Here is a 25396-nt window from a genome sequence, read left to right on the forward strand (position 1 = left end):
ATGCGCGCATTGCTGCAACGGGTGACCGAGGCGTCGGTCACGGTCGAGGGTGACATCATCGGAGAGATCGGCCCCGGCCTGCTGATCCTTGTTTGTGCCATGCCCGAAGACACCGAAGAAACCGCCGAGAAACTCGCCCTGAAAATCTCTAAACTCCGGCTTTTCAAGGATGAAGGCGGCAAGATGAACCTGAGCCTTGCGCAAACCGGCGGCGCGGACTTGGTGGTGAGCCAATTCACCCTCGCCGCCGATACCTCGCGCGGTAATCGCCCCGGCTTTTCCGGCGCGGCAAAGCCGGACATGGCCGAGGCGCTTTACGCGCATTTCGCCCGCAGCCTCGCCGCTCTGGACATTCCAGTTCAGATGGGACGGTTCGGCGCCGACATGTCGGTGGCGCTGGTCAATGACGGGCCGGTGACCCTCTGGCTCGACAGCGCAGCGCCTTGATATTGGGGTAGAAAGCATGGACCGGCAAGCTTGGGAGGAGGTAAGCTTGCCGGTCGGTATAACGGGTCCGGGAGGAGGAGGACCGTTAATATGCGGTGTCAGATCAACCCGGGAAGGAGGAGCGGGGTCCGGCACCTGACAATGCAGCGCGCAGGGCGCGACATTGATTGCTGAAGGTCATAAGCGCTGCGGCTTACAGACCGTCGTATTCTTCTGTCACCAGCGCTTGGGCGTGCTGCGGGATCTGGTTGCGGTCGATGCCCGCGCGCTCAAGCTGTGCGTCGCTCATGCTGTTGAGGACGGATTGCATACGCGAAATCTGCATTTGGGTGACGCCACGCGCCAGCAGGGTGCCGACTTTGCCAGCAGCGGTGCCAAGCGCACCGAATACCGGAGCGGTCGCGTCACGCAGGGAGAAACCGTGAGGGGCGGATAGGGTGTTGTCATACTTCATAGGTCTGTTCCTTCGAAAGTTCTTCCGACGCAACACGCCGGATGTCGTACCGCGCGATGCCGATGTCCGACAGTTCGCGATCACTCAGTACGTTAAGTTCTGTGAAAGTTCGGTTGTAAGCTGCGCGCCGGGCCTTGATCTGGGCCACACGACGGCGCATGCCGTCAAAGGTGTGATGAAGCCCATCGAGCGCGGAGCTCAGGGTGGTGCCACGTGAGATTGCCATCGTCATAAGCGCAACTCCTTTCAGAATGCTGCAAGTGCATTATCAATGCTGCAATGCAGAAGTAGTACGCTCTGACCCTATTTTGAACCCGCAGAATTTGCATAGGCGCTATGCCTGTCGCGAAAGGCCGGGGGCTAACTACAAGTAAACAGCCTAAAATTTTTGCGCCGATACACAGGAAATGTGCATCGGCGCAACGCAGCGGGGCTGCAATCGGGGAATTTGGGGAATGGTGGCGATCTAGGCCGCCCTACCCGTCTGAGTCGTTTAGCTCACAGGTTCCCAAGGACGCGTATAGACGCTGAGCACTTTCGACACGTCGTCATGCGTGGCGTCATGCATGGTGACCTGAGCCACCAACCCGCGCTTTTTGTCGTCTATCACGTCGGTCACCCGCGCAGCACAGCCCGCCTTCTCAAGGCTGCCATTATAGACCCGCGTGATCGCATCCTTGCGCAGGTCGGGCTTAAAGATCTTGCCCACGGCGGTCTTGGGCAACTCATCCATGATCTTGAGGTGCTTTGGCTGGGCAGCACGTTCGGCGACATGCTCGCGCGCAAAGGCGAGCAGTTCCTCTTCGGTGACCTTGGCGCCCTCCACCAGTTCGACGAAGGCACAGGGCACCTCGCCTGCATGGGGGTCGGGCTGGCCGATGGCACCGGCAAAAGCGACGGCCTCATGGCCCAGCAGCGCCTCTTCGATCTCGGCGGGGTCGATGTTGTGACCGCCGCGGATGATCAGGTCTTTGGCGCGGCCCGTGATCCAAATATAGCCATCCGCGTCAATCCGGCCCAGATCGCCAGTGCGCAGGTATTTGCCGTGGTAGAAGAGGTCTTTGTTCTTGTCTTCCTCGACATAGGTATGGCCCGCAAAGACACCGGGGTTCGACACGCAGATCTCGCCGATCTCATCCGTTTCTGCGTCAATCGGCCCGTCTGCCGTGCCCTTGATGATGCGCACATCCGAATAGGGGAATGCGATGCCGATGGAGCCGACCTTTTTGGGGCCATCCGTCGGGTTACAGGACACAAGGCAGGTGGCCTCGGTCAGGCCGTAGCCTTCGACCAGCGTGACGCCTGTGGCCTTTTCAAAGCGGCGGAAGAGTTCAAGCGGCAGCGGGGCCGAGCCGGAGAAGGCGGTCTTTACGGTGCTGACATCCGCATCGATCGGGCGCTGCATCTTGGCCGAAATCGCCGTGGGCACGGTGATGATAAAGGTGATCTTCCACCGCTCGACCAGCTTCCAGAAGTTGTCAAAGACCCCGTCCCCGCGATAACCCTGCGGCGTCGGAAAGACCACATGCGCGCCCGAAGACACGGCGGCCATCAGGATGACGTGGCAGGCAAAGACGTGGAACAGCGGCAGCGGACACATGATATTGTCCTGCTCGCTGAACAGCAGGCGATGGCCCAGCCAACCGTTGTAGATCAGCCCGGAATACTTGTGCTGCGCGACTTTGGGCATGCCGGTGGTGCCGCCGGTGTGGAAATAGCAGGCAACGCGGTCTTCTTGCACATCCTCAAAGTTGAGCGAAGTGTTCTGTTTGGCGATTTCGGCGTTGAAGTTGAGGTATTTCGCCTGATTGTTCACCATCCCCTTGGGCCGCACCAGCGGGACAATCCAGCTTTTCGGTGGGGTCAAATAGCGGACCAGATCAACTTCGAGCACCGTATGCACCTTGGGCGCAAGGCGCACCGCCTCGGCGGTCTTTTGGGCCACATCCGTTTTGGGGAAAGGCCGCAGGGTAACGACGACCGATGCGCCGACCTCGCGCAGGATCGCGCCGATTTGTTCGGCATCCAGCAGCGGGTTGATCGGGCTGACGATCCCGGCCACGGCGCCGCCCAGCAGGGTGATCGTCGTCTCGTTACAGTTCGGCAGCACATAGGCCACCACGTCTTTCTCGCCCACGCCGAGGCTGCGGAACAGGTTCGCGGCCTGCGTCACACGGCCATGCAACTCTTTCCAGCTCAGCGTTTCGGCCTTGTCTTTGGGGCCTGAGAATATCTGATAGCTGACGGCGTTGTGGTTGGGGAATTTCGCGGTCGTATTGCTCAGCATTCCGTAGAGCGTCTTGGCCACGTCGCGGTCTTCCCACGGCATTTCCGCCGCGATGGCATTGCGGTCTTCGATCCCGGCGAATGTCATGGTGTCTCCTCCCCTATGCCGGTGTTCCGGCTTATTCTCCTCGCGCCAGATTGCGGTGAAACGCGCCGTTTCGCAAGCAATCGGCGGCAACAAACGCAACGTCACACTAGGGTGACGTAACGCCGGGGTTGCGTGGTTCAAGCTTGCCTTAGGCTGCGGCGACGGCCCCATCGGTGAATTGCAGCCGCGCCAGACGCGCATATAGCCCGTCGCTGGCCACCAGTTCGTCATGGGTGCCGATGGCGGCGATGCGCCCCGCCTCCATCACCACGATGCGGTCTGCCTTTTTCACAGTGGCCAGACGGTGCGCCACGATCAACGTGGTGCGGTCGGCACTCAGACGGTCCACAGCAGCCTGCACAAGCCCTTCGCTTTCCGAATCCAGCGCAGAGGTCGCCTCATCCAGCAACAGAACCGGCGCGTCGCGCAGGATGGCGCGGGCGATGGCGATGCGCTGTTTCTGCCCGCCAGACAGCATCACGCCACGCTCGCCCAGATAGCTGTCATAGCCCTCGGGCAATGCGGTGATGAAATCATGCGCCGCCGCGGCGCGGGCGGCCTCCTCAACCTCTGCGTCACTGGCATCGGGCCGTCCAAAGCGGATATTCTCGGCCGCCGTGGCGGCAAAGATCACCGGGTCTTGCGGCACCAGCGCAATAGCACGGCGGAAGTGATCCCGCGCCACATCGCGCAGGTCCACACCATCCAGCGTGATCCGCCCCGACTGCGGGTCATAAAAGCGCAAGATCATCTGAATGATTGTCGTCTTCCCCGCGCCCGAGGGGCCGACAAAGGCCACCGTCTCACCCGGATTGATCTCGAGATCGATGCCATCCAACGCCGCCACATCGGGCCGGGCGGGATAGGTGAATTGCACGTTCTCAAAGGCGATTTTGCCCGCCACGGGCTGCGGCAGGGTGGTCTGCCCCTCGGGCGACGGGTCTTGCACCGTGTCCTCGGTCTGGAGCAGATCAACCAGCCGCTCCGTGGCACCCGCTGCGCGCTGCAACTCGCCCCAGATCTCGGACAGGGCGGCGACCGCGCCCGCGACCATGACCGCATAGATCACGAATTGCACCAGCGCGCCCGCGCTCATCACATCGGCGCGCACATCCCGCGCGCCGATCCACAGCACGCCCACCACGCCCGCGAAGACCAGAAAAATCACGATCATCGTCATCGCGGCGCGGGTCTTGATCCGGCGCTGCGCGGCATCGAAAGAGGCTTCGGTCATCTGCGCGAATTGGCCCCGGCTTGCGGCCTCATGGGTGAAAGCCTGCACCGTTTGCACCGCGCCCAGCGTTTCTGAGGCATTGCCCGAACTCGCCGCGATCCAGTCTTGGTTCTCTCGGCTCAGCACCCGCAGGCGGCGGCCCAGCGTCAGGATCGGGATCACCACCGCAGGCACGATCAGCAGCACAAGCCCAGTGAGCTTGGCCGAAGTCAGCAGCATCAGCCCCAAGCCGCCCACGAAAATCAACAGGTTGCGCAGCGCGATCGAGACCGAAGACCCGATCACCGACAGGATCAGCGTCGTGTCGGTGGTGATCCGGCTCAGCACTTCGCCGGTCATGATGCGCTCATAAAACGATGGGCTCATGCCCACCACGCGGTCAAAAACCGCGCGCCGGATATCGGCCACCACCCGTTCGCCCAACCGGGTCACCAGCGCATAGCGCAGCCCGGTGCCCACGGCGAGCAGCGCCGCGATCAGCAGGGCGGCAACGAAATAAAGGTCGAGCAATTCGCTCTCCCCGGTGCCGAAATTGTCGATCACCCGGCGCACGGCCAAGGGCAGCGTCAGTGAGATCATCGCGGTCAGCACCAGCGCTGCCCCGGCGGCGGCCATGAGCACGCGGTAAGGGGCCATGAAAGGCATCAACGCCGCCAGAGCGCCGATCCGCCGCGACTTTTCGCGTTCATCTTTGGCGGACTGTGCGGGGGCTGGGGTGCGGGCCATGGGCTTTCCTTTGTCTTTCCACATCGGTCATGGCGCGGGGGCTGGGCAGGGTCAAGCAGGACCGCCGTCATAAGGACAATCTGCCGCCCCTGATGAGCGCAGCAGGCGCAACTATCCCGCGCGGTGGCGGCGGTCAAAACAGGTCTGGGGAAAGAGTGGAGCGGGCGGCGGGAATCGAACCCGCATCATCAGCTTGGAAGGCTGAGGTCTTACCATTACACAACGCCCGCGCTACGGCCTCCCTCCTATTTTATCGCTCTGCGAGCGTCAAGTGGAGCCATCACCCTTTGGCAAGATCAATCGCATGAGCCTGCTCTTGCCAGTGGCCCGTCATCAAGGTGGCAGCCCGGGCCATCGGGCACTAGCTTAGCCTCATGGGATGAAAACGAGGCATTGGCATGGACGCCAGATCGGCTCAGGACCAAAAGCGCGAAGTCGTGTTGACCCACGGTGTTCTTAGCGAGAACCCCGAGGACCTGTTTCACGGCACCGGGCTGCGGGTCGCGCGCGCAGTTCTGCACGAAGCGGTGCTGCGCCTGTGGAGCGATGACGCCTTTGGTATGGCCGGAAACGTGGCCTTTCGCGCGTTGCTGGCGATTTTTCCGTTCCTGATTTTCACCAGTTCGCTCACCGCCTTTGTCGGCGATCGGTCGATGGCCGATGACTTGATCCACTTCCTGATCGCCATTGTCCCCCCTGCCCTGATCGAACCCATCGTGTCAGAGGTGGAAAAGGTCATGACCGTGCCGCGCGGCGATCTGCTGAGCGTGGGTATCTTGCTGACCGTCTGGTTTGCTGTGGGCGGGGTCGATGGGGTCCGCATCGGCCTGAACCGCGCCTATGGGCTGCGCGAGACGCGCTCGGTCTTCACGATCTATGCGGTGCAGGTGGCCATGGTGCTGCTGGCAAGCCTGATCCTTGTGATCGTGGGATACCTTTTGGTGCTGGCCCCGCGTGCCGGGTCTTGGCTGCATATGCTGATGCCGGGGTTTGATCCGGGGTCGGTGACTGTCGGCCTTGTCCGCTTTCCGGCCTCGGCCACGATCCTGTTGGTCGCGCTTTTTGCCGCCCATGTGATCCTGCCCGCCCGGCGCACCAAGTTTAACAACATCTGGCCCGGGGTGGTGGCCACCGCCGTTGCATGGACCCTGCTGGCGATGCTCTTTTCGTCCTACCTGCGCAGCTTTGGCACCTATGCCAGCTATTACGCGGGCATGGCGGGGATCATCGCGGCGCTTTATTTCATGTATCTCGCCGCACTGGTGCTGATCTTTGGCGGCGAGTTGAACCGCGCGCTGCGCATTCGCAGACTGGCCCGCGCGATGAGCGATTAACCCTCAATCCCCTTCGCAGGGCGTGCCCGCAGCGCCCCAGACCGTCACATCATGCACCAGCGCATCAAGCGACCCTTTGGGCACCGACCGTCCCGCACCGGGGGCGAAACCCCAGTTCACGAAAGCCGAGTTTTGCAGGTGATCGACCAATGAGGCGATGTCATGCCCGTCGTTGGTTTCAGGGTCGCGCAACTGGGTGCAGACCTCTGCCGAGGTCTTGCCGAGCCACGCCAATTCCACCGGAGGCAGCCGCCATGCATCGTCGATATGCGGCGGGGCGTGGGGCACGGTATTGGCGGCGGCAGAGGTGACGTGGCAGGCGTTGCAAGGAATGCTCTCGGCCCCGATCCGGCTCTCGCCCGCGCGCACGTTCATGCCATGCACCGCCTCTGGCCCATAGCCCAATGCCTGCCACATCGGCTGCCCCTCTTCGCCCACATGGCAGTTGGTGCAGCGCGGATGCGCGGTAACGGTAAAAATCCGGTCCCACGCGGCCAGCCCCTCCGCCCGGTCTGGCGCATCCTGCGCTACTGCGGGGGCGGCCAGCATCAGCGCGGCACAGGTCAGGAGGTACTTCATGCGAAATCCACGGATTTGGAGAGGGGGAGTTCACGAATACGCTGACCCGTGGCGGCAAAGATCGCATTGGCCAGCGCAGGCGCGGCAGGTGGCACACCCGGCTCACCGATGCCGCGCAGTTTGCCGCCATTCTCTAGCCCGCGCACCTCGATCTTGGGCGTCTGATACAGCCGCAGCCCTTCGTAGAGGTGATAGTTATCCTGCTGCGGCACCCCGTCGCGATAGGTAAGCTCGCAGTTCATCGCATGGCCCAAGCCCCAAATCACCGCCCCGGAAAGCTGCGCCTCAAAGTTCACCGGGTCCAACACGCGGCCCACTTCGGCGGCCACGAAAACGCGGTCGATCTTGAGGCCCGCTTCGGTCTGGCTGACCTCAACCACCTCGGCCACCGGCACGCCGAAGGACAGGCAAAACGCCAGCCCCCGGCCCCGCCCCGGCCCAAGGTCCGCGCCCCAATCCGACATCTCGCCCACGGCCTCCAACACCCCGCGGGAGGGCGCATGGGTGCAAAGCCGCAACCGTTCCTCCAACGGATCGACGCCTGCGGCATGGCACATCTCATCCATGAAGCTTTCGTGCAGAAACCCATTGCCCGACGCCCCGACCGACCGCCACGAACTGACCGGCACCATCGCCGGCACCCGGTGGCCGGTGACGCGGTAATCGGGGATCGCGAAGGGCTGATCCCACGCGCCCGCCACGATGGCGATGTCGGGGCCAAAAACCGGCTGGTTCAACCGCGCCATTTGCGATTCCGCCGTCGAAGGTGCCGCGATGGCCAGATCATAGGCCGCGATCTGCCCATCCGAGACCTTGCCACGCGCCCGAGCCATAGCCAGCGGGCGGGGGAAGTCATGGGTGAAATCCTCTTCGCGCGACCAGACCATCTTGATCGGCGTGCCGGGCATTTGCATCGCCACTTCGGCGGCGCGCAGGGTATAGTCATCCTCCAACCGCCGTCCGAAACTGCCGCCTGACATCAGCACATGGATATGCACGTTCTCGGCGTCGATCCCGGTTAGCGCGGCGACATTGGCCTGCATGAAACGCGGAATCTGCGTGCCGGTCCAAATGTCGACGCGGCTTTTCTCAAGCTTCACCACGACGCTCATCGGCTCTAGCGGGGCGTGGGCGAGGTAGGGAATGCGGTACTCGGCCTCCAGCACATCGCCGTCGGCAAGGGCGGCGGGCACGTCGCCGTCATCGCGGAACCGGCTGTCTTGGCGGTCTTCGGTAAAGGAGGCCGCGACCGCTTTGAACTGCTCTGCCGTATCGCCGGTATAGGGCGACGGCCCCCAATCGCATTCCACCGCCTGCGCGGCTTGAAAGGCCCGCCAAGTATTGTCGGCAACCACCGCGACGCCGCCGGTGATCGGCAACACCGCCTTCACACCGCGCATCTTTTCGGCGTGGCCCGCATCAAATCCCATGATCTTTCCGCCCTGCGCCGGGTTGGTGCGGGTCGTAGCATGGAGCATCCCTTCCATCGCCATGTCGATGCCATAGGTCTGGGTGCCGGTGGATTTCGGCACGATATCGGTGCGCATTTGCGCCTTGCCCAAATGCCGCCAGTCGCTGGGATCGCGCAGCGCGACGTCGGTCACCGGATCAATCTCTGCTGCTGCGGCGGCTAGGTCCTGATAGGCCAAGCGCATCCCATCGGGCAGCACCACGGCGCCCGCTTCGGTCTTAAGCTGGCTCCGCTCTAGACCTGTCTGCGCCACGGCGGCGGCCAAGAGCGTTTCACGTGCCACAGCCCCGGCCATGCGCAAGCGGTCATACATATCCGGCACGGTAGAACTGCCGCCGGTCAGTTGCAGGCCCAGCAGTTTCCCCGCCACATCCGACGCCCCGCGCCCGGTCCGCGCGAGCAGCGTCTCTGAGGTCGCGGCGATCGGCATCGCTTCAACCCCGACCACGCCATTGTAATAGACCGGCGAAGGAGGGCCGGGCGTGATCTGAACCGCATTAAGATCGACGTCCAATTCCTCAGCAATCATATGAGCTTGGATAGAATATGCCCCCTGCCCCACATCGGCGCGCGGGGTGATCAAGGTGACACCGCTTGCGTCGATTTTGACGTAGGGTGTGATCGCCGCCGCGCCGGGGGCCAGCCCCTCAAGCAGCGGGTTCTTCAGGTCACGTTTATAAAGATAGGTGCCAAAGGCGACACCCCCGGCAATGGCCGCAGAGCCGACGATAAAACTACGGCGGGTGATGGTGCGCAGGCGCGACATATTCAGGCCCCCCGCAAACGCGCGGCGGCGCTGTGGACCGCAGCGCGGATGCGCGGATAGGTGCCGCAGCGGCAGAGGTTGCCGCTCATCGCGGCGTCGATCTGATCGTCTGTCGGCTCGGGGTTCAACTCAAGAAACGAGGCTGCTTGCATGATCTGTCCGGATTGGCAGTAGCCACATTGCGCGACCTGATGCTCCACCCATGCCGCCTGCACCACATGCAGCGCTTCGGGCGTGCCCAAGCCTTCGATGGTGGTGACATTGCCATTCACATCCGCCGCCCGCAATTGGCAAGACCGCACGGCCAGCCCATCGACGTGCACGGTGCAAGCACCGCATTGCGCGATGCCGCAGCCGTATTTCGGCCCGGTGATTCCCAACTCGTCGCGCAAGACCCACAGGAGCGGCATGTCGTCTTCCACGTCCACTTCGTGGACCGTGCCGTTAACCGTCAATTCCATCGGTGATCCTTCCGCCCTGTTGGCCTTAATGTAAACGGCGGCGCATATCGCGCAAGGCCGCGCGCGGCGGGTCGCGCAGCGTCATCTTGTCAGGGGATGGCCAGCAGGTGCCGCCCCTTGGCCTATTCGAGGTCTTGTGCCGTGAGGGCGCGGTGGATCTCGCGGCGCACCAGTTTGCGCACATTGCGGGTGATCCGTTCGCCCAAAGCGCCTTGCAACTCGGCGCGGACGATCTCTGTCACCAGATCGCGCAGCGCCTCTTCGTCAAGGAACTGGTCATCGCCCGCCACGCCTTCGTCTTGCGCAGAGACGGTATAGCCGAATTCCGGTGCGGTCGCCGCCGGATCGGCGACACGCGGGCCGCTGTCGGCAAAACGGCGCACCTGTTCTTCGACCTGCGGTGTCGAGGGCTGCGGGCGGCGCGGGGCCGGTTTTTCGGCCTCTACCGTTGCCGTGTCGGCGATCGGTGCCTCTGGCGCCTCTAGCTCCGCATCGTCTTTCCACTCCATCGCCGGGGGCTCTGTACCGGAATAGTCGTTGTCGCCGGGGGCGTCGGGGTCCCAATCGTCAGAGATCTTGCCGATGGCTGTCTCCAACGCGGCCAGCTTGTCGCTGCGGCTGGCGCCCGTGGCCTTGGCCACCGCCTCGGAGACGGTCCGGGCCTTGGCCTCAACCTCCGCCGCGGCGTCTGACACGGGTTCAGAAGCGGGGGTGCCGTAGTCTTCGGCATGCAGATCACTGGGATCGTCATGCAGCATGTCATAGTCCAAAGGCGAGACCTTGGCGGGGTCAACGGCGGCGGGCTGCGGGCGGCCTTTGCCGTCCGAGGTGGCCACCCTGAGCGCCGGGGTCAGCACCAAACGGTCGCTAGACGCGCTTAGCGGTTTGTCGGCTGGCGGGGTGGCGGGATGGCGGGCAGAGACGAAGGGACGCTCTGCCTCCTCGGCACTGTCATCCTCTTCGGTCTGCATGGCTTGGGTAAGGCTCAGCGGCTGCGGCGTGGTCTTGGGCAGCTCGCTGGTCTCATCATCGGAATCAGGGCGTGCTGGGCTGGCAGTGGTGGCGCGCAGCGACAGATGCGGGGTGAAGTCCTCCGACGTAATCTTATCCGCCGCCGTCGAGCGCATGCTTTTGAACTCTGCCCCCTCGTCCTGCTGCTGGGGGGCAGCAGCCTGAGCCTCGGCGTCAGTTACAGGACCGGGCGCCTCAACGGGGCTGGGCACCGGCGTAGGGTTGGACGTTTGCAGGGGACGTTTGTCTTCAGACACCAATCGGCGAATCGACGACAGCACGTCTTCCACCTCCGCGTTTGTGACGGGTTCGGACATATTTCTCTACCACTCTTGCCTCGCGGATAGCTTAACCGCGCGGGAGGATTCTCACAATGGGGCGGTGCAAAATGCCAAACGACCGTGCGGAATGTCAGTCTTTTTGCAACGCGCGCAGCACGCGATCCAGCGCTTGGCCCTCTTTGGAGTATTTAGCAGGGGCGTCCTTAACAAGGTTGTAATAGGCCCCCGCGTCATAGATCTGCACCGGCAGCTTCAGGTCCTGCGCGGTCAGCCGCCCCGTGGCCGCCAACACGGAATAGGCCGCCACATAAAGGTTGGCGCGGGCCGACACGCGGGTCGATTCCGCATCCAGCAGCGATTGTTCGGCATCCAGCACATCCAATGTGGTGCGCGCGCCGAGGGTGGCTTCTTCGCGGATGCCGCGGAAAGCGATACGCGCCGCACGAATCTGCCTGTCAGAGGCCTCCAACTGCGCGCGCGCCGAGGCCAGCGTGGCATAGGCATTGCCCACTTCCTGCTCGACGTCTTGGCGCACCACATGCAGGTTCGCGCGCTGCGCGTCACGCTGCGCCATCGAACTGCGCACGGCCGAGGACAACGCCCCGCCCTGATAGATGGTCTGCCCAACCTGCACCCCGACGCTGCCGCTGCGGGTATAGGCCTCACTGTCGAAGGTCTCGTTCAGGCCATATTGACCGTTCAACGTGATCCGAGGGGCCATGGCCGCCTCATTGGCTTCGACGCCAAGATCGGCAGCCGCCACCTGATGCTGTGCGGCGATGATCGACGGATGGGTGCGCACAGCCAAGGCCTTGGCCGAAGCGAGATCACCCCCGATATTCGGCAGGCTCGGCGGTTGGCTGAGGTTGCCGGGCGCATGGCCCACCGCGTTGCGATATTCCTCGACCGCGCGCAGCAGGGTGCCTTCGGCCCCGGCCAGCCCGCTGCGGGCATCGGCAAGCTGCGCTTCGGCCAAGGCCACATCGGTGCGGGTAACCTCGCCCACGTCGAAACGATCCCGCGCGGCGCGCAGTTCTTGGGTCAGCAGCCGCAAGTTGTTGTTGCGCAGCTCAACCGTTTCCGAGGCTTCGATCACGCCCATATAGGCCGCTACCGCGCGCAAAAGCACCTGCTGCTCTAGGTTCACCAAGGCCTGACGGGTGGCCAGCACGGTCTCTTTCGCGCCTTCGATCCGATAGGCACTTGCGCCGAAATCATAGAGCAACAGCTCACCAATCAGGCTGATCGACGCCTGGAGGCTTTCCGTCGACTGGGCCGGCAGCAGCGAAGAGCTGCGCGCGGTGCCGAAGCTTTGTGTAAGCCCCGCCGCCCACTGTAGCACAGGTTTCAGCGCCGACTTCGCCGTGGCCACATCCTCATCGGCGGCGCGCAGCAGCGCGCGGTTCTGGTTAAGCAGACCTGAATGCTCATAGGCCCCCACCAGCGCGTCGGCCAATGTTTCCGCCGAGGCCAGCCGCGGCAGGGCAGCGCCGCTCGCCAAAACAAGGCTCACCGGCACTGCGATGGCAAAACGTTTAAGGGTTTTCGTGAAACTATTCGCGCTCATGGCTCAATGCCCCTGAATGGCTTTTTTAGACCTTTTAGACCGGCCCATGGGCCGATCGGGACGGGTGCCCCTACCCTGAAAGCGATGCGGCGCGCGATCCGGATCAGCGCGCCATCATCCCGCTTACAGCTGGAATTCTACCTGACGTTCAAAGCCACGCAGCACCGGCGCACCGGCGTTAAATTCGGGCCGCCAGGACACCTGACCCCCGCGTTTATAGCCCACGCGTACTTCGCCCAGACCCCGATCCATAAAGAGACAAGCAATACGCCCGCCCTCTTTCACCTGCTCCAACAAGGCTTCGGGCACGTCGCCCACCGCCCCTTGAATGATCACAACGTCATAGGGACCATGCTGCGGCGCGCCTTCGGTCAGCGGGGCGACATGCACGATCACATTGTCCGCTCCGGCCTGCGCAAGCGCCTCCTGCGCCTCGGCGGCCATCGCCTCATCTTCTTCGACGGCGACGACGGCCTCGGCCATATGGGCGATGACGGCGCTGGAGTAGCCCATGGCGCAGCCGATATCGAGCACCAGTTCGTCGTTCGTGATGTCGAGGTGATCAAGCATCTTGGCCAATGTCCGCGGATCAAGCAGCACCCGGTCCTGACCGAGATCGAGATTCTCACCCAGATAGGCGGCCTCGCGCTGCGCGGCAGGCACGAAGTCTTCGCGCTGCACGGTCAACATCGCGTCGATGATTGGAAACTTGGTCACATCCGAAGGGCGGACCTGCGTATCTACCATGGTTACGCGGCGGGCGGCGAAATCACTCATCAGCTAAACTCATTCGTTCAGGGTGTCTGAAGAGTGATGTGCCACATTGCCGGGCCAGCGGCAACGCCCTGACCGCATTTTCACACGCATATGGGTCTTGCGGCCTTCCTCGTGATCCGTTAGCAGTGCGCCAACCACCGGTCGGCGAGTTGGCGGAGTGGTTACGCAGCGGATTGCAAATCCGTGTACACCGGTTCGATTCCGGTACTCGCCTCCATTTTATTTTTATGTATACCCGGTTGTTTTTGCCCCTTTGGGGACGCTGAGTTAGCCGAAAGCGGCCCTTAACGTCTGCAGGCGAGCCCCCCAAAAAAATGGCGTCTTTCCCCTAATATGTGATGCCGGCCGCGACACAGTCCCTCGCAGCTACGTGAGAGAGGTCCGGCAGTTCGCCCGTCCCGTTACCTGAAGCAAGGCGGTCTACTGCAATGCCGGGGGAGCTGGCGAAAGGCTTTGGCTGTCCTGCACCAGCTTCCTTATTGCCCTCCTCATCATCTCTTGAAAGCCCGGCGATTTTTGCTGCCTCAACCTCTGCCTGCAGGCCAGCACAATGCTCTACGATCGCAACCATGACAGCGCGGTCATCGGTATTGTATTCCACTTCGCCAAGATAGAGCGGTTCCGCCATCGCCGCGCGCGAGAAGCACAGCGCAAGGCTCAATGTCGCGACAAGCGACGGCTCGGCATTTCTCATCGGGTCACCCTCAATATTCCTCAGCTAGATATTCGCGCATCTCGGCCACGGCCTCAGCAGAGACCGCGCCGCTCTGACGGTCCCCGGTATTGCGCAGGTAGGTCAGCAAGTCGGCGATCTGCGCGTCGGTGAGTTTCCACGCGAAGGGTGGCATGGCCAGCATGCTGGGGATCGTTTCGGTCGGCTGGGCGCGGGCGCCGCCGAGGATGACACGGATCGCTGTCGAAGGATCCTTGGCGTGTAGTTTGTTCGACGTGCTGAGCGGGGCGAAGAAATAGGGCACGCCCGAGGCATCGGCCACGTGGCAGGCGGCGCAATTGTCGAAGTAAAGCCCTTCCCCGGCCTCCATTCGCGCCGTCTCGGGGGCCTCTTCCGACGCGCGCGCCGTGTCGTCGAGGGTTTTGAGATAGGTGGCGACGGACCGCAGGTCTTTCCCTTCCAGAAACTGGGTCGAGATCGAAACAACCTCCCCCATGCGCTGCATCGGGGCGGTGTGTTTGGCGCGTCCGTATTTCAGGAACTCGAAGATGTCGTCCTCGCTCCAATGCGCAATGCCGCCATTCTCACCGCCGCGGATGTTCGGGGCGAACCAATTCTCCAGCGTACCGCCGCGCAGGTATTCATCATCTTTGCTGGCACCGAGGATGTTCTTGCCGGTGTGACAGCCGCCACAGTGCAGCGGCCCGTCAACGAGGAAACGGCCACGGTTCCATGCCTCGGAGCGATCCGGGTCGGTCACAAATTCCTCGTCCTCGAAGAACAACAGCTTCCAGCCGCTCACCGACATGCGGATGTTAAGCGGAAACGGCAGATCGTTTTCCTCTTCCTCCACATGCACCGGTTCGAGCGATTGCAGATAGGCAAAGATCGCATCGGTCTGCTGCCGGGTCATCAGGGTGAAATAGGGATAGGGCATCGCGGGGTAGAGGTGCCGCCCCTCGTCGTCGATCCCCTCGTTCAACGCATTGTAGAAATCCTCGCGCGACCAGCGGCCCAGCCCGGTCTCGTCATCCGGGGTGAGGTTGGCGGAATAGATCGTGCCGAAGGGCGTCTTCAGCGCCCTGCCCCCGGCAAAGGGAATGCCGTCGTTGTCGATATCCGTGTGGCAGGCTTTGCAGTCGCCCGCCTGCGTCAGGTAGCGGCCCCGCTCCACTTCGGAGGAGGCAAGCTCCTGCGCCTCAGCCGGGACAAGGCTCGCGCCGCAGAGGGCGGTGATCAGGGCCAGCCGCTTCATGCCTGCACCAGCGGGCCGGGATCGGCCATATATTGATCGATGATCGCCGCGACCGACCAATAGGCCAGCGCCGCCACGGTGCCGGTCGGGTTGTAGCCCGCGTTTTGGGGAAACAGCCCTGCCCCGGCGACGAAGAGGTTGTGCAGGTCCCAACTCTGACAATAGCGGTTGCAGACGCTCATCTGCGGGTCGGTCCCCATGATCGTGCCGCCGGTGTTATGCGTGGTTTGATAGGGCATCGAGTCGTAGGATCCCTTGCGCTCGGCCACGTTGACTTCACGGCCGCCCATGCCTCGGGCAATCTCTTCGGCCACCGGGGTGAGATGGGCAGTCAGCCGGCGGTCGTTCAGCGTGAAATCATAGGTCATGCGCAAGAGCGGCCTGCCATGTCGGTCGGTATAGGTGGGATCAAGATCGAGGTAATTGCTGCGATGCGCCATCGAGGCGCCGTGCACGCCCACGTTGGTGGTCTTGAGGAAATTGGCCCGGACCGACTGTTTCCATTCACTGCCCCAGCCCGGCACGCCCTCAGGCACCGGATGGCTTTCGATGGGCCGCGCGTTGGTGGTATAGCAGGCGATATAGCCGCCCCCGATAAAGCCCAGCCCGGAATGGTCGAAATTGTCGCCATTGTATTCATCCACCGCCATGCCGAGCGCGCCCGCGCCGACAAAGCCGTTGGTATATTCCTCATCGTAAAAGACCGTCGCGCCGGACATCACCTGATAGCAGTAGTTCTTGCCCACCACGCCTTCACCGGTCTGCGGATCATAGGGCGTGCCGATATCGGACAAGAGCATCAGCCGGGCGTTCTCAAGCGGGTAAGCACAGAGCACCACGACCTCGGCGGGCTGGAAGAATTCCTCGCCGCTGGTGTCGACGTATGTGACGCCAGTGGTGCGGGTGTCATCGGGGGATTTCTCGACCGAGAGCACTTCGGAATCCGTGCGTAGGGTGAAATTCTCCCGCTTCATCAAAACCGGGATAATCGTGGTCTGCGGCGAGGATTTGGAATAGTTGCCGCAGCCGTGTTTCTCGCAAAAGCCACAATAGGTGCAGGGGGCCAGCTGCATCCCCAGCGGATTGACATAGGCGCGCGACATATTGGCCGAGGGCACGGGGAAAGGGTTCAACCCCATATCCCGCGCCGAAGCCTCGAACCGGTCCTGCGAAAAGGTCATCTGCATCGGCGGATTGGGGTAGTCATCGCTGCGCGGCCCCTCGAAAGGGTTGCCGCCCTCACGGATGTCACCCCGCAGGTTGCCCGCCGTGCCGGAGATGCCGCAGATCTTCTCGAAATAGTCGAAATGCGGCTCCAACTCGTCATAGGTGACGCCGTAGTCCTGCACCGTCATCCCCTCGGGCAGCGGGCCATAGCGTTCCTCGTTATGGCTTTTCGCGACGAAATCCGATGGCAGGAAACGGTAAGTCTGGCCGTTCCAATGCACGCCCGAGCCGCCCACTCCGTTGCCCGGCAGGAAGGACCCCCAGTGCCGCATCGGCAGCGCCGTCTGTGCGCCGTTGTTGCGGAAAGTGACGGTGGATTGCGAGGCTTCCTGGAACATGCCGTGGCGCCAGTAATAGCGCAGTTCGTCCTGCGCGAAGGTGGTGGCGAAATCCGTGGGCGTGTCGCGCCACGGGCCGCGTTCCAGCGCCAGCACCTCCATCCCGGCGGCGGTCAGCTTCTCGGCGTAGATCGCCCCGGTCCAGCCGAAACCGACCAGAACCACGTCGACCTTTGGAAGCTGCTTCGTCATCGTGTCACCTCGTGTCTTATTCAGAGCTGTTCCAGCCGGGACGGCCCATTAGGCTGACCGGCGGCAGATCAATGCGCGCGCCGTTGTGGCCCACGAAATCGCGGTAATCATAGCGGGTGCCGGGGAAGCCGACGTAGTGCCACGCCACCATGTCCCGGTTGCCGCCGTAGATCGGATCGGCGAAATAGCCTTCGATGGTGTTTTTCAGGATCAGGTCAAAGAACGCCTTGGCCGAGACCGGGTCGAAGGTGATTTCCTCGTCGTCCATACCTTTGAGGATCTCGTCCTGTTGCGCCGCGCTCAGCGCGGCAAAACCCGCTTCCTGCTGTGCGCGGCAATAGGCGTCAAGTTCGGCAAGCGCGTGGCGGTAGAGCTCTGCCGGGGGGTGCTCGCTTTGATAGCCTTGGGTCGCCGTGCCTTCGAGGAAGGGGCCCTTCATGTACCAATGCTGCCCACGGCCATAGAACCCCGCCATCTGCCGGTCGAGGAAGGTGATCACATCAGCCTCAACCGCCCCCGGCCCGTCCCCATCCGAGGGGATCAGCCGCGCGCAGATCGCGGCGACGGCCTCGCGTTCATCGGGGGTAAAGAACCGATCCTCTTGGGTGCCGTAATACGGCGGCTGGCCCTTCAGGGGCTCCCAAGGCATCCCCTCGCCCCGGCCATAGATCGCGCCGAAGACAGCCGAAGGGGCGGCGATGGCGGTGCCGCCGAACAGCAGGGATTTCAGAATTTTGCGGCGCGTCGGAAAAGACAAGTGACCCCTCCAAGTGATGCATGTAGCCTCGGGGCGTAATGCGCCCTGTGGTAGAAGCTGGATCGCTTTTACCGCGGGTCAAGGAAAATTGATCGGGCTGAGGGGAAACCCAACCGCGCCTCAATTCGTTTGGAACGATGTGCCCGCGCGCAGCGTTCCTCTTAAGGAACGACCGAAGGGAAAATAGACCTTGCTCAGCGATGCTTGGATCCGAACCTATTGTGGACCGGCACCGGGGCCGGAGGATTTTTGGTTTCGCTGGAACTTCGATCCGCTCCTTCTCGCCGCTCTGTCCCTGCTCTTCTTCGTTGTCCTGCGCGCGCGCAGCTGCCACGGATTGGCTGCCGTGGGCGTTCTGGTGCTGGCCTTCGTCTCGCCCCTCTGTGCGCTTTCCTCGGCTCTGTTTTCGGCGCGGGTGGTGCATCACGTGCTGCTCGTCGCCGTGGCTGCGCCGCTGCTGGCCCGCGCATGGCCCTCGCGGCGGGCGGGTGGTGCGATGGCGGCCTTTGCGGTCTCGACCGTGGTGCTTTGGGGCTGGCATCTGCCGGTGGCCTATGACCTCGCGCTCTCGCATGTCGGGGTGTACTGGCTGATGCAGATTAGCCTGCTCGGCGCTGCCTTATGGTTCTGGCGCGCTGTCTTTTCCCCCGGCTGCACACCTGTCGAGGCGCTGACCCTGCTCATCGCCGGTTTTGCCCAGATGGGTCTTTTGGGGGCGATCCTGACCTTCGCGCCCGAGGCTCTTTATGCCGCCCATGCCGTTGCCCCCATGGACTGGGGCTTCTCGCCGCTGGCCGACCAGCAGCTTGGCGGCATCCTGATGTGGGTGCCCGCGGGACTGCCCTATGCGGTCGTCGCCGGGGCCGTGGCACGGCGCGGATGGGCGACCCTGCGGGCGGGCAGCGCGTGAGCGGCTGGTTCCCGGTTCTCATCACGCTCTTCAAAGGCGTGCATATCGCCGCGCTCATCCTGTGGTGCGCCGGGCTGCTCGCCCTGCCCTTGATGCTGTCGCGCCATGATCCCGCTGGCACGGCGGCAGAATACAGTCGCATCCGCCGCGCCACTCATACGACCTATGCCATCCTCGTCACCCCCGCTGCCGTCGTGGCGGTGGTGGCAGGCACATGGCTGATCTTCTTTCGCGAGGCTTTCGTCCCTTGGCTCTATGCCAAGCTGCTGTTTGTCGCGGCGCTTGCCGCCGCCCATGCTTGGATTGGGCATCTGGTGGTGCAGGTGGCCGAGAAGCCAGAGAAACACCGCCTGCCCCGATCCTATCTGCCGATCACTGCCGTCGGCCTCCCCGTCATCGCGATCCTCATGCTGGTTTTAGGCAAGCCCGACCTCTGGGACTTCCCCCTGCCCGGCTGGCTGCTTGAACCGCGGGGCGGTCAATTGCCCTTCGACGTGCCCAAACGATAATCAAAGACCAATTTGCCCCCATGCCAACCCGTGAACCCCACCATCACCGCGCCCAGCCCCGACAGGAGGATGCCGTAAGGCAGCACCGCCGCCTCATAGCCATAGAGCCGGTGGCCCCAATTTGCGCCCAAGACCGACAGCAAGGTCACGGCGATGATCGCATGGGTCCAAGCGGCAGCGCGGGAGCGGATGCCGCTCACCAGCAAGAGTTCAGCAGCGCCGGAAAATCCCGCCAGCACGCCAAAGAAGAACGCCGTCCCCGCCGCCCAGAGGGCCGCCCGCGCCCAAAAGGCATCGCCGGTCCACCAATAGAGCAGATCGGCCCCCAGCAAGCAGAAGGACAGCGCGATGGGAAAGGCCACGCTCATGGCGTGGATCGGGTGGCCCTCAAGCGCGATGCGGGTCTCGGTCTCTTCATAGCCGGGCTGAGAGGCGATCGGGTCGATCAACCGGTCCTCGCCCGTCTCATTGCTTTGCTCGCTCATCGGGGCAGGCTCCTTCGGGGGGTGATTGCAGGGACAACGTGCGGTGTGCTGATTGGTTGCAGCGGCGATCTGTCGGTGGTCGATCCGGCGGGCCCGGCGGCGCGCGCCATCGCGACGCTCTGGTGGGTGATGTTCATCGGCGCGGGGCTGATCCTCGCGCTGGTGGCGGCACTGGTGATCGGCGCTTTCAGGACACCCCGGCAGGCGGAGAATGCCACGCGGGATGAAAAGGTCTGGATCATCGGTTTGGGCCTATGTTTCTCCATCGCGGTCCTCGCGGCCCTGCTGGCCTATGGTCTGGTCACCGGCGAGCGGCTGATGCCCCGCGCCGCGGCGGATGTGGTGCGGGTCGAGGCCGAGGCCCGGCAATGGGCCTGGCGCTTTTCCTATGACGACCGCCCCGGCCATGTCACCGAGAACCTGCTGCACATCCCCGCCGGGCGGCCCGTCGATGTGGCGATCACCAGCCGGGATGTGGTGCACAGCTTTTGGGTGCCGCGTCTGGCTGGAAAGCTGGACGCCATTCCCGGTCATGTCAACGTGCTGCGGATCGAGGCCGATGCCCCCGGCACCTACAAGGGCCTGACCGCCGAGTACAACGGCGAGGGCTACAGCCGCCATACCTTCTCGGTTGAGGCCCATGACCCGGCGGGCTGGGCCGCCTTTACCGCGAAGGAGACGCCATGAACGCGCTGCGCCGTCACCGCAAGCTGGAGGCGATCTGGGCCTCGGAGCCGGGCTGGAAAGGCTGGACCAGCAGCGTGAACCATTCCGACCTCGGGCGGATGTTTCTTGTCACTGCCTTCTTCTTCTTCCTCGTCGGTGGTGTGTTGGCGATGTTGATCCGCGCGCAACTGGCGACACCCGATTCCGCTTTCGTGGATGCCGGTGCCTTTGCGCAGTTCTTTACCATGCATGGCACGATCATGATGTTCCTATTCGCCATTCCCGCCTTCGAGGGGCTGGCGATCTATCTGCTGCCCAAGATGCTGGGCACCCGCGACCTCGCCTTCCCGCGGCTCACCGCTTACGGTTACTGGTGCTATGCCTTCGGCGGCGCGATGCTGCTGGTGGCGCTGTTCTTCGGCATCGCGCCCGATGGCGGCTGGTTCATGTATCCGCCGCTGACGGGGCCGTTGCATTCGCCCGGCATCAACACAGATTTCTGGCTGATCGGCATCACTTTCGTCGAGATCTCCGCGATCTGCGCCGCCGTCGAATTCACAGTCTCGATCCTGAAATACCGCGCGCCCGGCATGTCGCTCGACAAGATGCCGATATTTGCCTGGTACGCGCTGGTCACTTCGCTGATGATCCTTACCGGATTTCCGCCGCTGATCCTCGGCTCGGTGCTGCTTGAGGTTGAGCGCGCCTTCGGCCTGCCGTTCTTCCAAGCCGATCTGGGCGGCGACAGCCTGCTTTGGCAGCACCTGTTCTGGCTGTTCGGCCACCCGGAGGTCTATATCATTTTCCTGCCCGCCGCCGGGGTGATCTCGACCGTGATCCCCGTGATGGCGCGCACGACGCTGCTGGGCTACGGCTGGATCGTCGCGAGCGCTTTGGCGCTGGCTTTCCTCAGCTTCGGGCTTTGGGTGCACCATATGTTCACCACCGGCATTCCGCATATGGGACTGGCGTTCTTCTCGGCCGCCTCGACGCTGGTGGCGGTGCCGACGGGGGTGCAGGTCTTTGCCTGGATCGGCACCATGTGGAAGGGGCGGCCCGAGTTGCACATGCCGATGCTGCACATCCTCGGGTTCTTTGTCACCTTCATCATCGGCGGGCTGACCGGCGTGATGGTGGCCGTGGTGCCTTTTGACTGGCAGGCCCACGACACGGCCTTCATCACTGCGCATCTGCACTATGTGCTGTTCGGCGGTTTCGTCTTTCCGATGCTGGCGGGGATCTACTACTGGCTGCCGCTGGTGAGCGGACGCAAGCGGCTGTTCCGGCTTGGCGAACTGGCGTTCGCGCTGATCTTCCTAGGCTTTCACGGCACCTTTCTGGCGATGCATTGGGTCGGCCTGCTGGGCCAGCGCCGCCGGATCGAGACCTATGACGCCGAGACTGGCTGGGGGGTCATTAACTTCATCTCTTCGGTCAGCAGTTTCGTCATGGCGATCGGCCTTGCGATGGTGCTGGTCGACATCATCATCCACAGCTTCGTCGCGGTGCGTGGCCCGCGCAACCCGTGGCGGGCCGGTACCTTGGAATGGGCCGGCATGTCGCCACCCGCCTCCTATAACTTCGCCAGCCTGCCGATGGTGGGCGCGCGTGCCCCGCTTTACGACACGCCAGATCTGGCCAACCGGTTGGCCAAGGGCGAAGGTTACCTCGGCGCGCCCGAGGTGGCCCGACGCGAGACCTTGATGGTCGATGCCGCCAGCGGTCGCCCCGAAGCGCTGGTCATCTATCCCGGCAACACACGGCTGCCGATCCTAATGGCGGCGGTGACGGGCGGGTTCTTCCTGTCGATCCTGCTCAAGCTCTTTTGGCTCACCCCGCTGGCACTGGCCGGCGTGGCGGCCTTGGCGCTGGTCTGGGTCTGGCAATTGAGCGCGCGCGGCGATCAAGGTCCGCAAAAGGTTGGACGCGGCACGACATTGCCGTTGGCAAGTGAGGGTGACAGATCGCCGGGCTGGTGGGGCTCGACCTTCCTGCTGGTGGCCAATGCGACCTTCTTCGGCTCCCTCCTTTTCGGCTATGCTTTCCTCTGGACCGTCGCGCCCGGCTGGCCCCCAGCCCAATGGCTCGCCCCCTCTTGGGTCGAGCTTGCCTTCGGCATCGGTGCAGCGCTCGCCGCCGCCTTGGCCCAGCACCTGAGCGCCCGCCGCAACCGCGCGGGCACCGCCCCTATGGTCGCCCTTGCTCCGGCGTTGCTGGCGACGGTTGCCACGGCGGTGGTGTTCGGGGCCCTGCTGCTGCGCCTGCCGCCCCCGGACGGCCATGCCTATGCCGCAACGCTCCTGATCCTCGGCGCCTATGGGCTGGCCCATGCACTGCTCGTCGGGCTGATGCAGGGCTTTCTGATCCTGCAGGTCCGGCGTGGTTTCACGTCGCCTCAGCGTCGGGCGGGTTTCGCCATTGTGGCGCTCTGGTCCGACTATCTGGCAGCGATCACGGTGCTGATCCTGCTTGCGGCGCATCTGCCGGGGATGATCGCGTGAGAGAGTTGCTGCGCATTCTCCTGCCGTTGCTGGTCTGGCTGGCCAGTTTCAGCGCGATCTACGGGCTGCACGGCCTCGGCTGCGCCCTTGGCTGGCCGGAGGTCGCCTGGCTCGGCTTGTCACTTTTTCGCTGGGCGCTGCTGATAGCCTGGCTTGCCGCGATTGTGTTGCAACTGCTTCTATTGCTGACAGTGGGGAAATGGTCTTTTGGTCCGACCACGGATTTCTACCGCAAGGTAAATCTTGCAACCGCCTTGTCCGGCTTGACCGCGACGGTCTGGACTTCTTTCCCCATAGTCGTGTCATCCACCTGCGGTTAGAGAGGGCCAACCAGCGCGGGCCAACCCCGGCTCCGTTGGGCAAATCAGATAGTGTCCGAAGTGCCCCTTTCCCCGGACGAACTTAATGGGCTTCAGTGGGGCCATCCAGACGAAACACAATGTAGCTGCGCTGCCAACCATGCCGGACCGTTCGAACGCAGCGCTCGCTACAGGCGCTCCGCTGCCGCTTTCCCGGGCCAAAAGCCCATTGAGAACAGGTGACTTTACCGCCAGCTTAACCTACTCTCGTTCTTCGCGACCGAAACAGAGAAAGAGAGGTTCTTGGTGAACACGCGCTTTTTAGAAACCTTCGTCACGGTCGCCAACTTGGGAAGCTTCCGGGCGGCAGCCGAGCAGTTGAATGTCAGCCAAGCGACGGTGTCCAGTCGGATTTCCTCACTTGAGACGGACCTTCAGGTGGACCTGTTTGACCGTGAATTCCACGCCACCCGGATCACGGTGGCCGGGGCGATGATCCTCGACAAGGCGCAAGAGATGCTCACGACGGAGCGCAATTTGCGCAACACGCTCTCCGATCCCACCACTGCCGCGGGGCGGGTGCGTTTGGGGTTGGTGTCTTCGGTCGTTCATACTTGGCTTTGTGACCTGATCGAAGAAGTGGCGCGCTGCTACCCCCGGCTGGAGCTTGAACTGACGGTCGAGCCCACGCCGAACATCGCCGCGGCCTTTGAACGCGGCGCGCTGGATATGTTGCTGACGACAGATGACCGCCACGACCAAACCTGCGTTTGCGCGGACTTGCCGCCGCTGGCCATGGGATGGTTCGGCCCCGAGGGGATGCGCGACGAGAAACTGTCCCTCGCCGATGTCGTTACCAGCCCGCTGATCACCTTCACCCGCAATTCACGCCCGCACGCCAATGTTCTTGCGCTTTTCAGCGATCGCGGCCTGCGGCCTTCGATCGTGCATTGCATCACCTCGATGGCTGCGATTGCTCGGTTGACGCAGCGCGGGCTGGGCATCGCGACCCTGCCGCTGGCCTGCGATTTGGCCGGGCCGGGAATCTATGAGCTTGATGTCGATGCGCAACTGCCGCCGCTCCCCCTCTATTGCATCTGGCGGCGCAGTTCCGACGTAGCCACCTACAAGGCAATTGCCGATCTTGCGCGGGCCTGTGCGGAGCGTCATCAGCGGCAGACCTGACACGGCCTGAATTGGCCTGATCGGAAAACCCTATCACCCCCCCCTGAATAATCCCGTTTGTCGTTGGACCCCATCTCGGCAAGTGTGCCCCAACAACAATCGACAGAGCTTGACCGCACCTCGACGGAGACGGGCCGTGCCCCGCCACGTGACGGGAAAGCTTTGTCCAAGGATCAGGATGCAGAATGAGCAATATCCGTACAACCGATCAGGCACAGCTTTTCGTCTGGAGCGATATCGACCCCGATCATGAGGCTGACTTTAACCAGTGGTATGACCGGGAACATATGGAAGAGCGCGTTCGCATTCCGGGCTTCACCGGCGCGCGGCGCTATCGGGCGGTATCGGGCTCGGCACGGCGCTACCTCGCGCTCTACCGCGCCAGCAACCTTGCCGATTTCACCTCTGAAGCCTACCGCAAAGCCTTTACCAAACAGACCCAATGGTCGATCACCAACTTCGGGCGCATGTCCAACACCCGCCGTCGGGTGATGCAGGTCGCGCAAGAGGGCGGCTTTGGCTGGGGCGGCGCGCTGGTGCTGATCGAACTGGTGCCAGATGCCATGGATCGCGACGCCGTCGCCGACGTGCTTGGTAAATTGATGGCCGAAGAGGGTGTGCTGCGCGTGCATCACATGATCCCCGACGCAACCCTTTCGACCCCGCTGCCGTCTGAAAACACCGAAGGGCGCGTTCTGGCGCCTTGCATCGCGGTGGATGTGACGTCAGAGCCGATCGCCGAAGCGACCCTGCGCCAACTGACCGAAAAGCTGGGCGGCGCGGTGCGCGAGGCCGAAACCTTCCGCCTGATGTGGTCATTGGACGCGCAAGACCTGCCCGCATTGGAAGACTGAGTGAACCACCCTGTCCTGCCAAAACGGCAGGGCAAGAACAACAAACCACCCCAACAGGAGATA

24 protein-coding genes and 2 tRNA genes are annotated in these 25396 nt (G+C 63.2%); 10 read left to right on the forward strand and 16 right to left on the reverse strand.

What is annotated here, in order from left to right; genetic code table 11:
- Positions 1-447, forward strand: coding sequence for a D-aminoacyl-tRNA deacylase (gene dtd / locus B5M07_RS12670; protein WP_120351579.1), 447 nt, complete (start codon positions 1-3; stop codon positions 445-447).
- 193 nt (positions 448-640) lie between these two features.
- Here dtd and B5M07_RS12675 read toward each other — a convergent pair whose 3' ends face one another.
- From B5M07_RS12675 to B5M07_RS12695, 5 genes are all read right to left on the reverse strand, one after another.
- Positions 641-901 carry a hypothetical protein gene (locus B5M07_RS12675; RefSeq protein WP_120351580.1) on the reverse strand — a complete coding sequence of 87 codons (261 nt, stop codon included), beginning with the start codon at positions 899-901 and terminating at the stop codon, positions 641-643.
- Positions 891-1133: a DUF1127 domain-containing protein gene (locus B5M07_RS12680; RefSeq protein WP_240791579.1), complete on the reverse strand. Its 243-nt coding sequence runs from the start codon at positions 1131-1133 to the stop codon at positions 891-893. Before B5M07_RS12680 ends, B5M07_RS12675 begins: the two co-directional genes overlap by 11 nt.
- A 261-nt stretch (positions 1134-1394) precedes the next feature.
- Positions 1395-3275 carry an acyl-CoA synthetase gene (locus B5M07_RS12685; protein WP_120351581.1) on the reverse strand — a complete coding sequence of 627 codons (1881 nt, stop codon included), beginning with the start codon at positions 3273-3275 and terminating at the stop codon, positions 1395-1397.
- Between the two features lie 148 nt (positions 3276-3423).
- Positions 3424-5235 carry an ABC transporter transmembrane domain-containing protein gene (locus tag B5M07_RS12690; RefSeq protein ID WP_120351582.1) on the reverse strand — a complete coding sequence of 604 codons (1812 nt, stop codon included), beginning with the start codon at positions 5233-5235 and terminating at the stop codon, positions 3424-3426.
- Positions 5236-5391: 156 nt separating this feature from the next.
- Positions 5392-5465: transfer RNA gene (locus tag B5M07_RS12695), tRNA-Gly, on the reverse strand.
- 168 nt (positions 5466-5633) lie between these two features.
- On the opposite strand from B5M07_RS12695, the gene B5M07_RS12700 reads away from it, so the two are divergent.
- On the forward strand, positions 5634-6569 hold the full coding sequence (locus tag B5M07_RS12700) for a YihY/virulence factor BrkB family protein (protein ID WP_120351583.1): 936 nt from the start codon (positions 5634-5636) through the stop codon (positions 6567-6569).
- 3 nt (positions 6570-6572) lie between these two features.
- On the opposite strand, the gene B5M07_RS12705 is transcribed toward B5M07_RS12700, so the two are convergent.
- The 6 genes from B5M07_RS12705 to B5M07_RS12730 form a co-directional block, all read right to left on the reverse strand.
- Complete coding sequence (locus tag B5M07_RS12705) at positions 6573-7148, reverse strand: hypothetical protein (protein WP_120351584.1); 576 nt, start codon at positions 7146-7148, stop codon at positions 6573-6575.
- The gene (locus tag B5M07_RS12710) at positions 7145-9385 is read right to left on the reverse strand and encodes a xanthine dehydrogenase family protein molybdopterin-binding subunit (protein WP_120351585.1); all 2241 of its coding nucleotides are present in this window, start codon (positions 9383-9385) and stop codon (positions 7145-7147) included. Before B5M07_RS12710 ends, B5M07_RS12705 begins: the two co-directional genes overlap by 4 nt.
- Positions 9386-9387: 2 nt before the next feature.
- Complete coding sequence (locus B5M07_RS12715; protein ID WP_067935422.1) at positions 9388-9846, reverse strand: (2Fe-2S)-binding protein; 459 nt, start codon at positions 9844-9846, stop codon at positions 9388-9390.
- A gap of 122 nt (positions 9847-9968) precedes the next feature.
- The gene (locus B5M07_RS12720) at positions 9969-11174 is read right to left on the reverse strand and encodes a hypothetical protein (RefSeq protein WP_120351586.1); all 1206 of its coding nucleotides are present in this window, start codon (positions 11172-11174) and stop codon (positions 9969-9971) included.
- A 94-nt stretch (positions 11175-11268) separates the two neighbouring features.
- Complete coding sequence (locus B5M07_RS12725; protein WP_120351587.1) at positions 11269-12705, reverse strand: TolC family outer membrane protein; 1437 nt, start codon at positions 12703-12705, stop codon at positions 11269-11271.
- Positions 12706-12828: 123 nt separating this feature from the next.
- Positions 12829-13482: a protein-L-isoaspartate O-methyltransferase family protein gene (locus B5M07_RS12730; RefSeq protein WP_120351588.1), complete on the reverse strand. Its 654-nt coding sequence runs from the start codon at positions 13480-13482 to the stop codon at positions 12829-12831.
- A gap of 143 nt (positions 13483-13625) precedes the next feature.
- Here B5M07_RS12730 and B5M07_RS12735 point away from each other — a divergent pair.
- Positions 13626-13699: transfer RNA gene (locus B5M07_RS12735), tRNA-Cys, on the forward strand.
- Positions 13700-13810: 111 nt separating this feature from the next.
- On the opposite strand, the gene B5M07_RS12740 is transcribed toward B5M07_RS12735, so the two are convergent.
- Genes B5M07_RS12740 through B5M07_RS12755 form a run of 4 tightly spaced genes read right to left on the reverse strand, consistent with a single transcriptional unit; the run spans position 13811 to position 17924 of the window.
- Complete coding sequence (locus B5M07_RS12740) at positions 13811-14176, reverse strand: hypothetical protein (RefSeq protein ID WP_120351589.1); 366 nt, start codon at positions 14174-14176, stop codon at positions 13811-13813.
- A 10-nt stretch (positions 14177-14186) separates the two neighbouring features.
- On the reverse strand, positions 14187-15410 hold the full coding sequence (locus tag B5M07_RS12745; protein ID WP_120351590.1) for a c-type cytochrome: 1224 nt from the start codon (positions 15408-15410) through the stop codon (positions 14187-14189).
- A complete protein-coding gene (locus B5M07_RS12750; protein ID WP_120351591.1) occupies positions 15407-17167 on the reverse strand; it encodes a GMC family oxidoreductase in 1761 nt (586 codons plus the stop codon). The genes B5M07_RS12745 and B5M07_RS12750 overlap by 4 nt, the downstream gene beginning before the upstream one ends.
- Before the next feature lie 16 nt (positions 17168-17183).
- The gene (locus B5M07_RS12755; RefSeq protein ID WP_120351592.1) at positions 17184-17924 is read right to left on the reverse strand and encodes a gluconate 2-dehydrogenase subunit 3 family protein; all 741 of its coding nucleotides are present in this window, start codon (positions 17922-17924) and stop codon (positions 17184-17186) included.
- Between the two features lie 190 nt (positions 17925-18114).
- On the opposite strand from B5M07_RS12755, the gene B5M07_RS12760 reads away from it, so the two are divergent.
- Together B5M07_RS12760 and B5M07_RS12765 are read left to right on the forward strand one after the other, a co-directional pair.
- Positions 18115-18834, forward strand: a complete 720-nt coding sequence (locus B5M07_RS12760; RefSeq protein ID WP_254693925.1) for a cytochrome c oxidase assembly protein — start codon at positions 18115-18117, stop codon at positions 18832-18834.
- Positions 18831-19343 (forward strand): CopD family protein, encoded by a 513-nt coding sequence (locus B5M07_RS12765; RefSeq protein ID WP_254693926.1) that lies wholly within the window; start codon positions 18831-18833, stop codon positions 19341-19343. Before B5M07_RS12760 ends, B5M07_RS12765 begins: the two co-directional genes overlap by 4 nt.
- Here B5M07_RS12765 and B5M07_RS12770 read toward each other — a convergent pair.
- On the reverse strand, positions 19313-19828 hold the full coding sequence (locus tag B5M07_RS12770) for a DUF2231 domain-containing protein (protein ID WP_120351594.1): 516 nt from the start codon (positions 19826-19828) through the stop codon (positions 19313-19315). The two genes, B5M07_RS12765 and B5M07_RS12770, sit on opposite strands and share 31 nt — an antisense overlap.
- A gap of 45 nt (positions 19829-19873) precedes the next feature.
- Between B5M07_RS12770 and B5M07_RS12775 the strand changes: the two genes are divergently transcribed.
- The 5 genes from B5M07_RS12775 (at position 19874) to B5M07_RS12795 (ending at position 25333) form a co-directional block, all read left to right on the forward strand.
- Positions 19874-20515: a cytochrome c oxidase subunit II gene (locus B5M07_RS12775; protein WP_254693927.1), complete on the forward strand. Its 642-nt coding sequence runs from the start codon at positions 19874-19876 to the stop codon at positions 20513-20515.
- Positions 20512-22995, forward strand: a complete 2484-nt coding sequence (gene ctaD, locus B5M07_RS12780) for a cytochrome c oxidase subunit I (RefSeq protein WP_120351595.1) — start codon at positions 20512-20514, stop codon at positions 22993-22995. Before B5M07_RS12775 ends, ctaD begins: the two co-directional genes overlap by 4 nt.
- Complete coding sequence (locus tag B5M07_RS12785; RefSeq protein WP_067941179.1) at positions 22992-23315, forward strand: hypothetical protein; 324 nt, start codon at positions 22992-22994, stop codon at positions 23313-23315. The genes ctaD and B5M07_RS12785 overlap by 4 nt, the downstream gene beginning before the upstream one ends.
- Positions 23316-23600: 285 nt before the next feature.
- On the forward strand, positions 23601-24479 hold the full coding sequence (locus tag B5M07_RS12790) for a LysR family transcriptional regulator (protein WP_162931866.1): 879 nt from the start codon (positions 23601-23603) through the stop codon (positions 24477-24479).
- Positions 24480-24664: 185 nt separating this feature from the next.
- Complete coding sequence (locus B5M07_RS12795) at positions 24665-25333, forward strand: DUF4286 family protein (protein ID WP_120351598.1); 669 nt, start codon at positions 24665-24667, stop codon at positions 25331-25333.
- Positions 25334-25396 lie beyond the last annotated feature (63 nt).

The sequence above is a fragment of the Sulfitobacter sp. D7 genome (assembly GCF_003611275.1).
Classification (GTDB): Bacteria; Pseudomonadota; Alphaproteobacteria; order Rhodobacterales; family Rhodobacteraceae; genus Sulfitobacter; species Sulfitobacter profundi.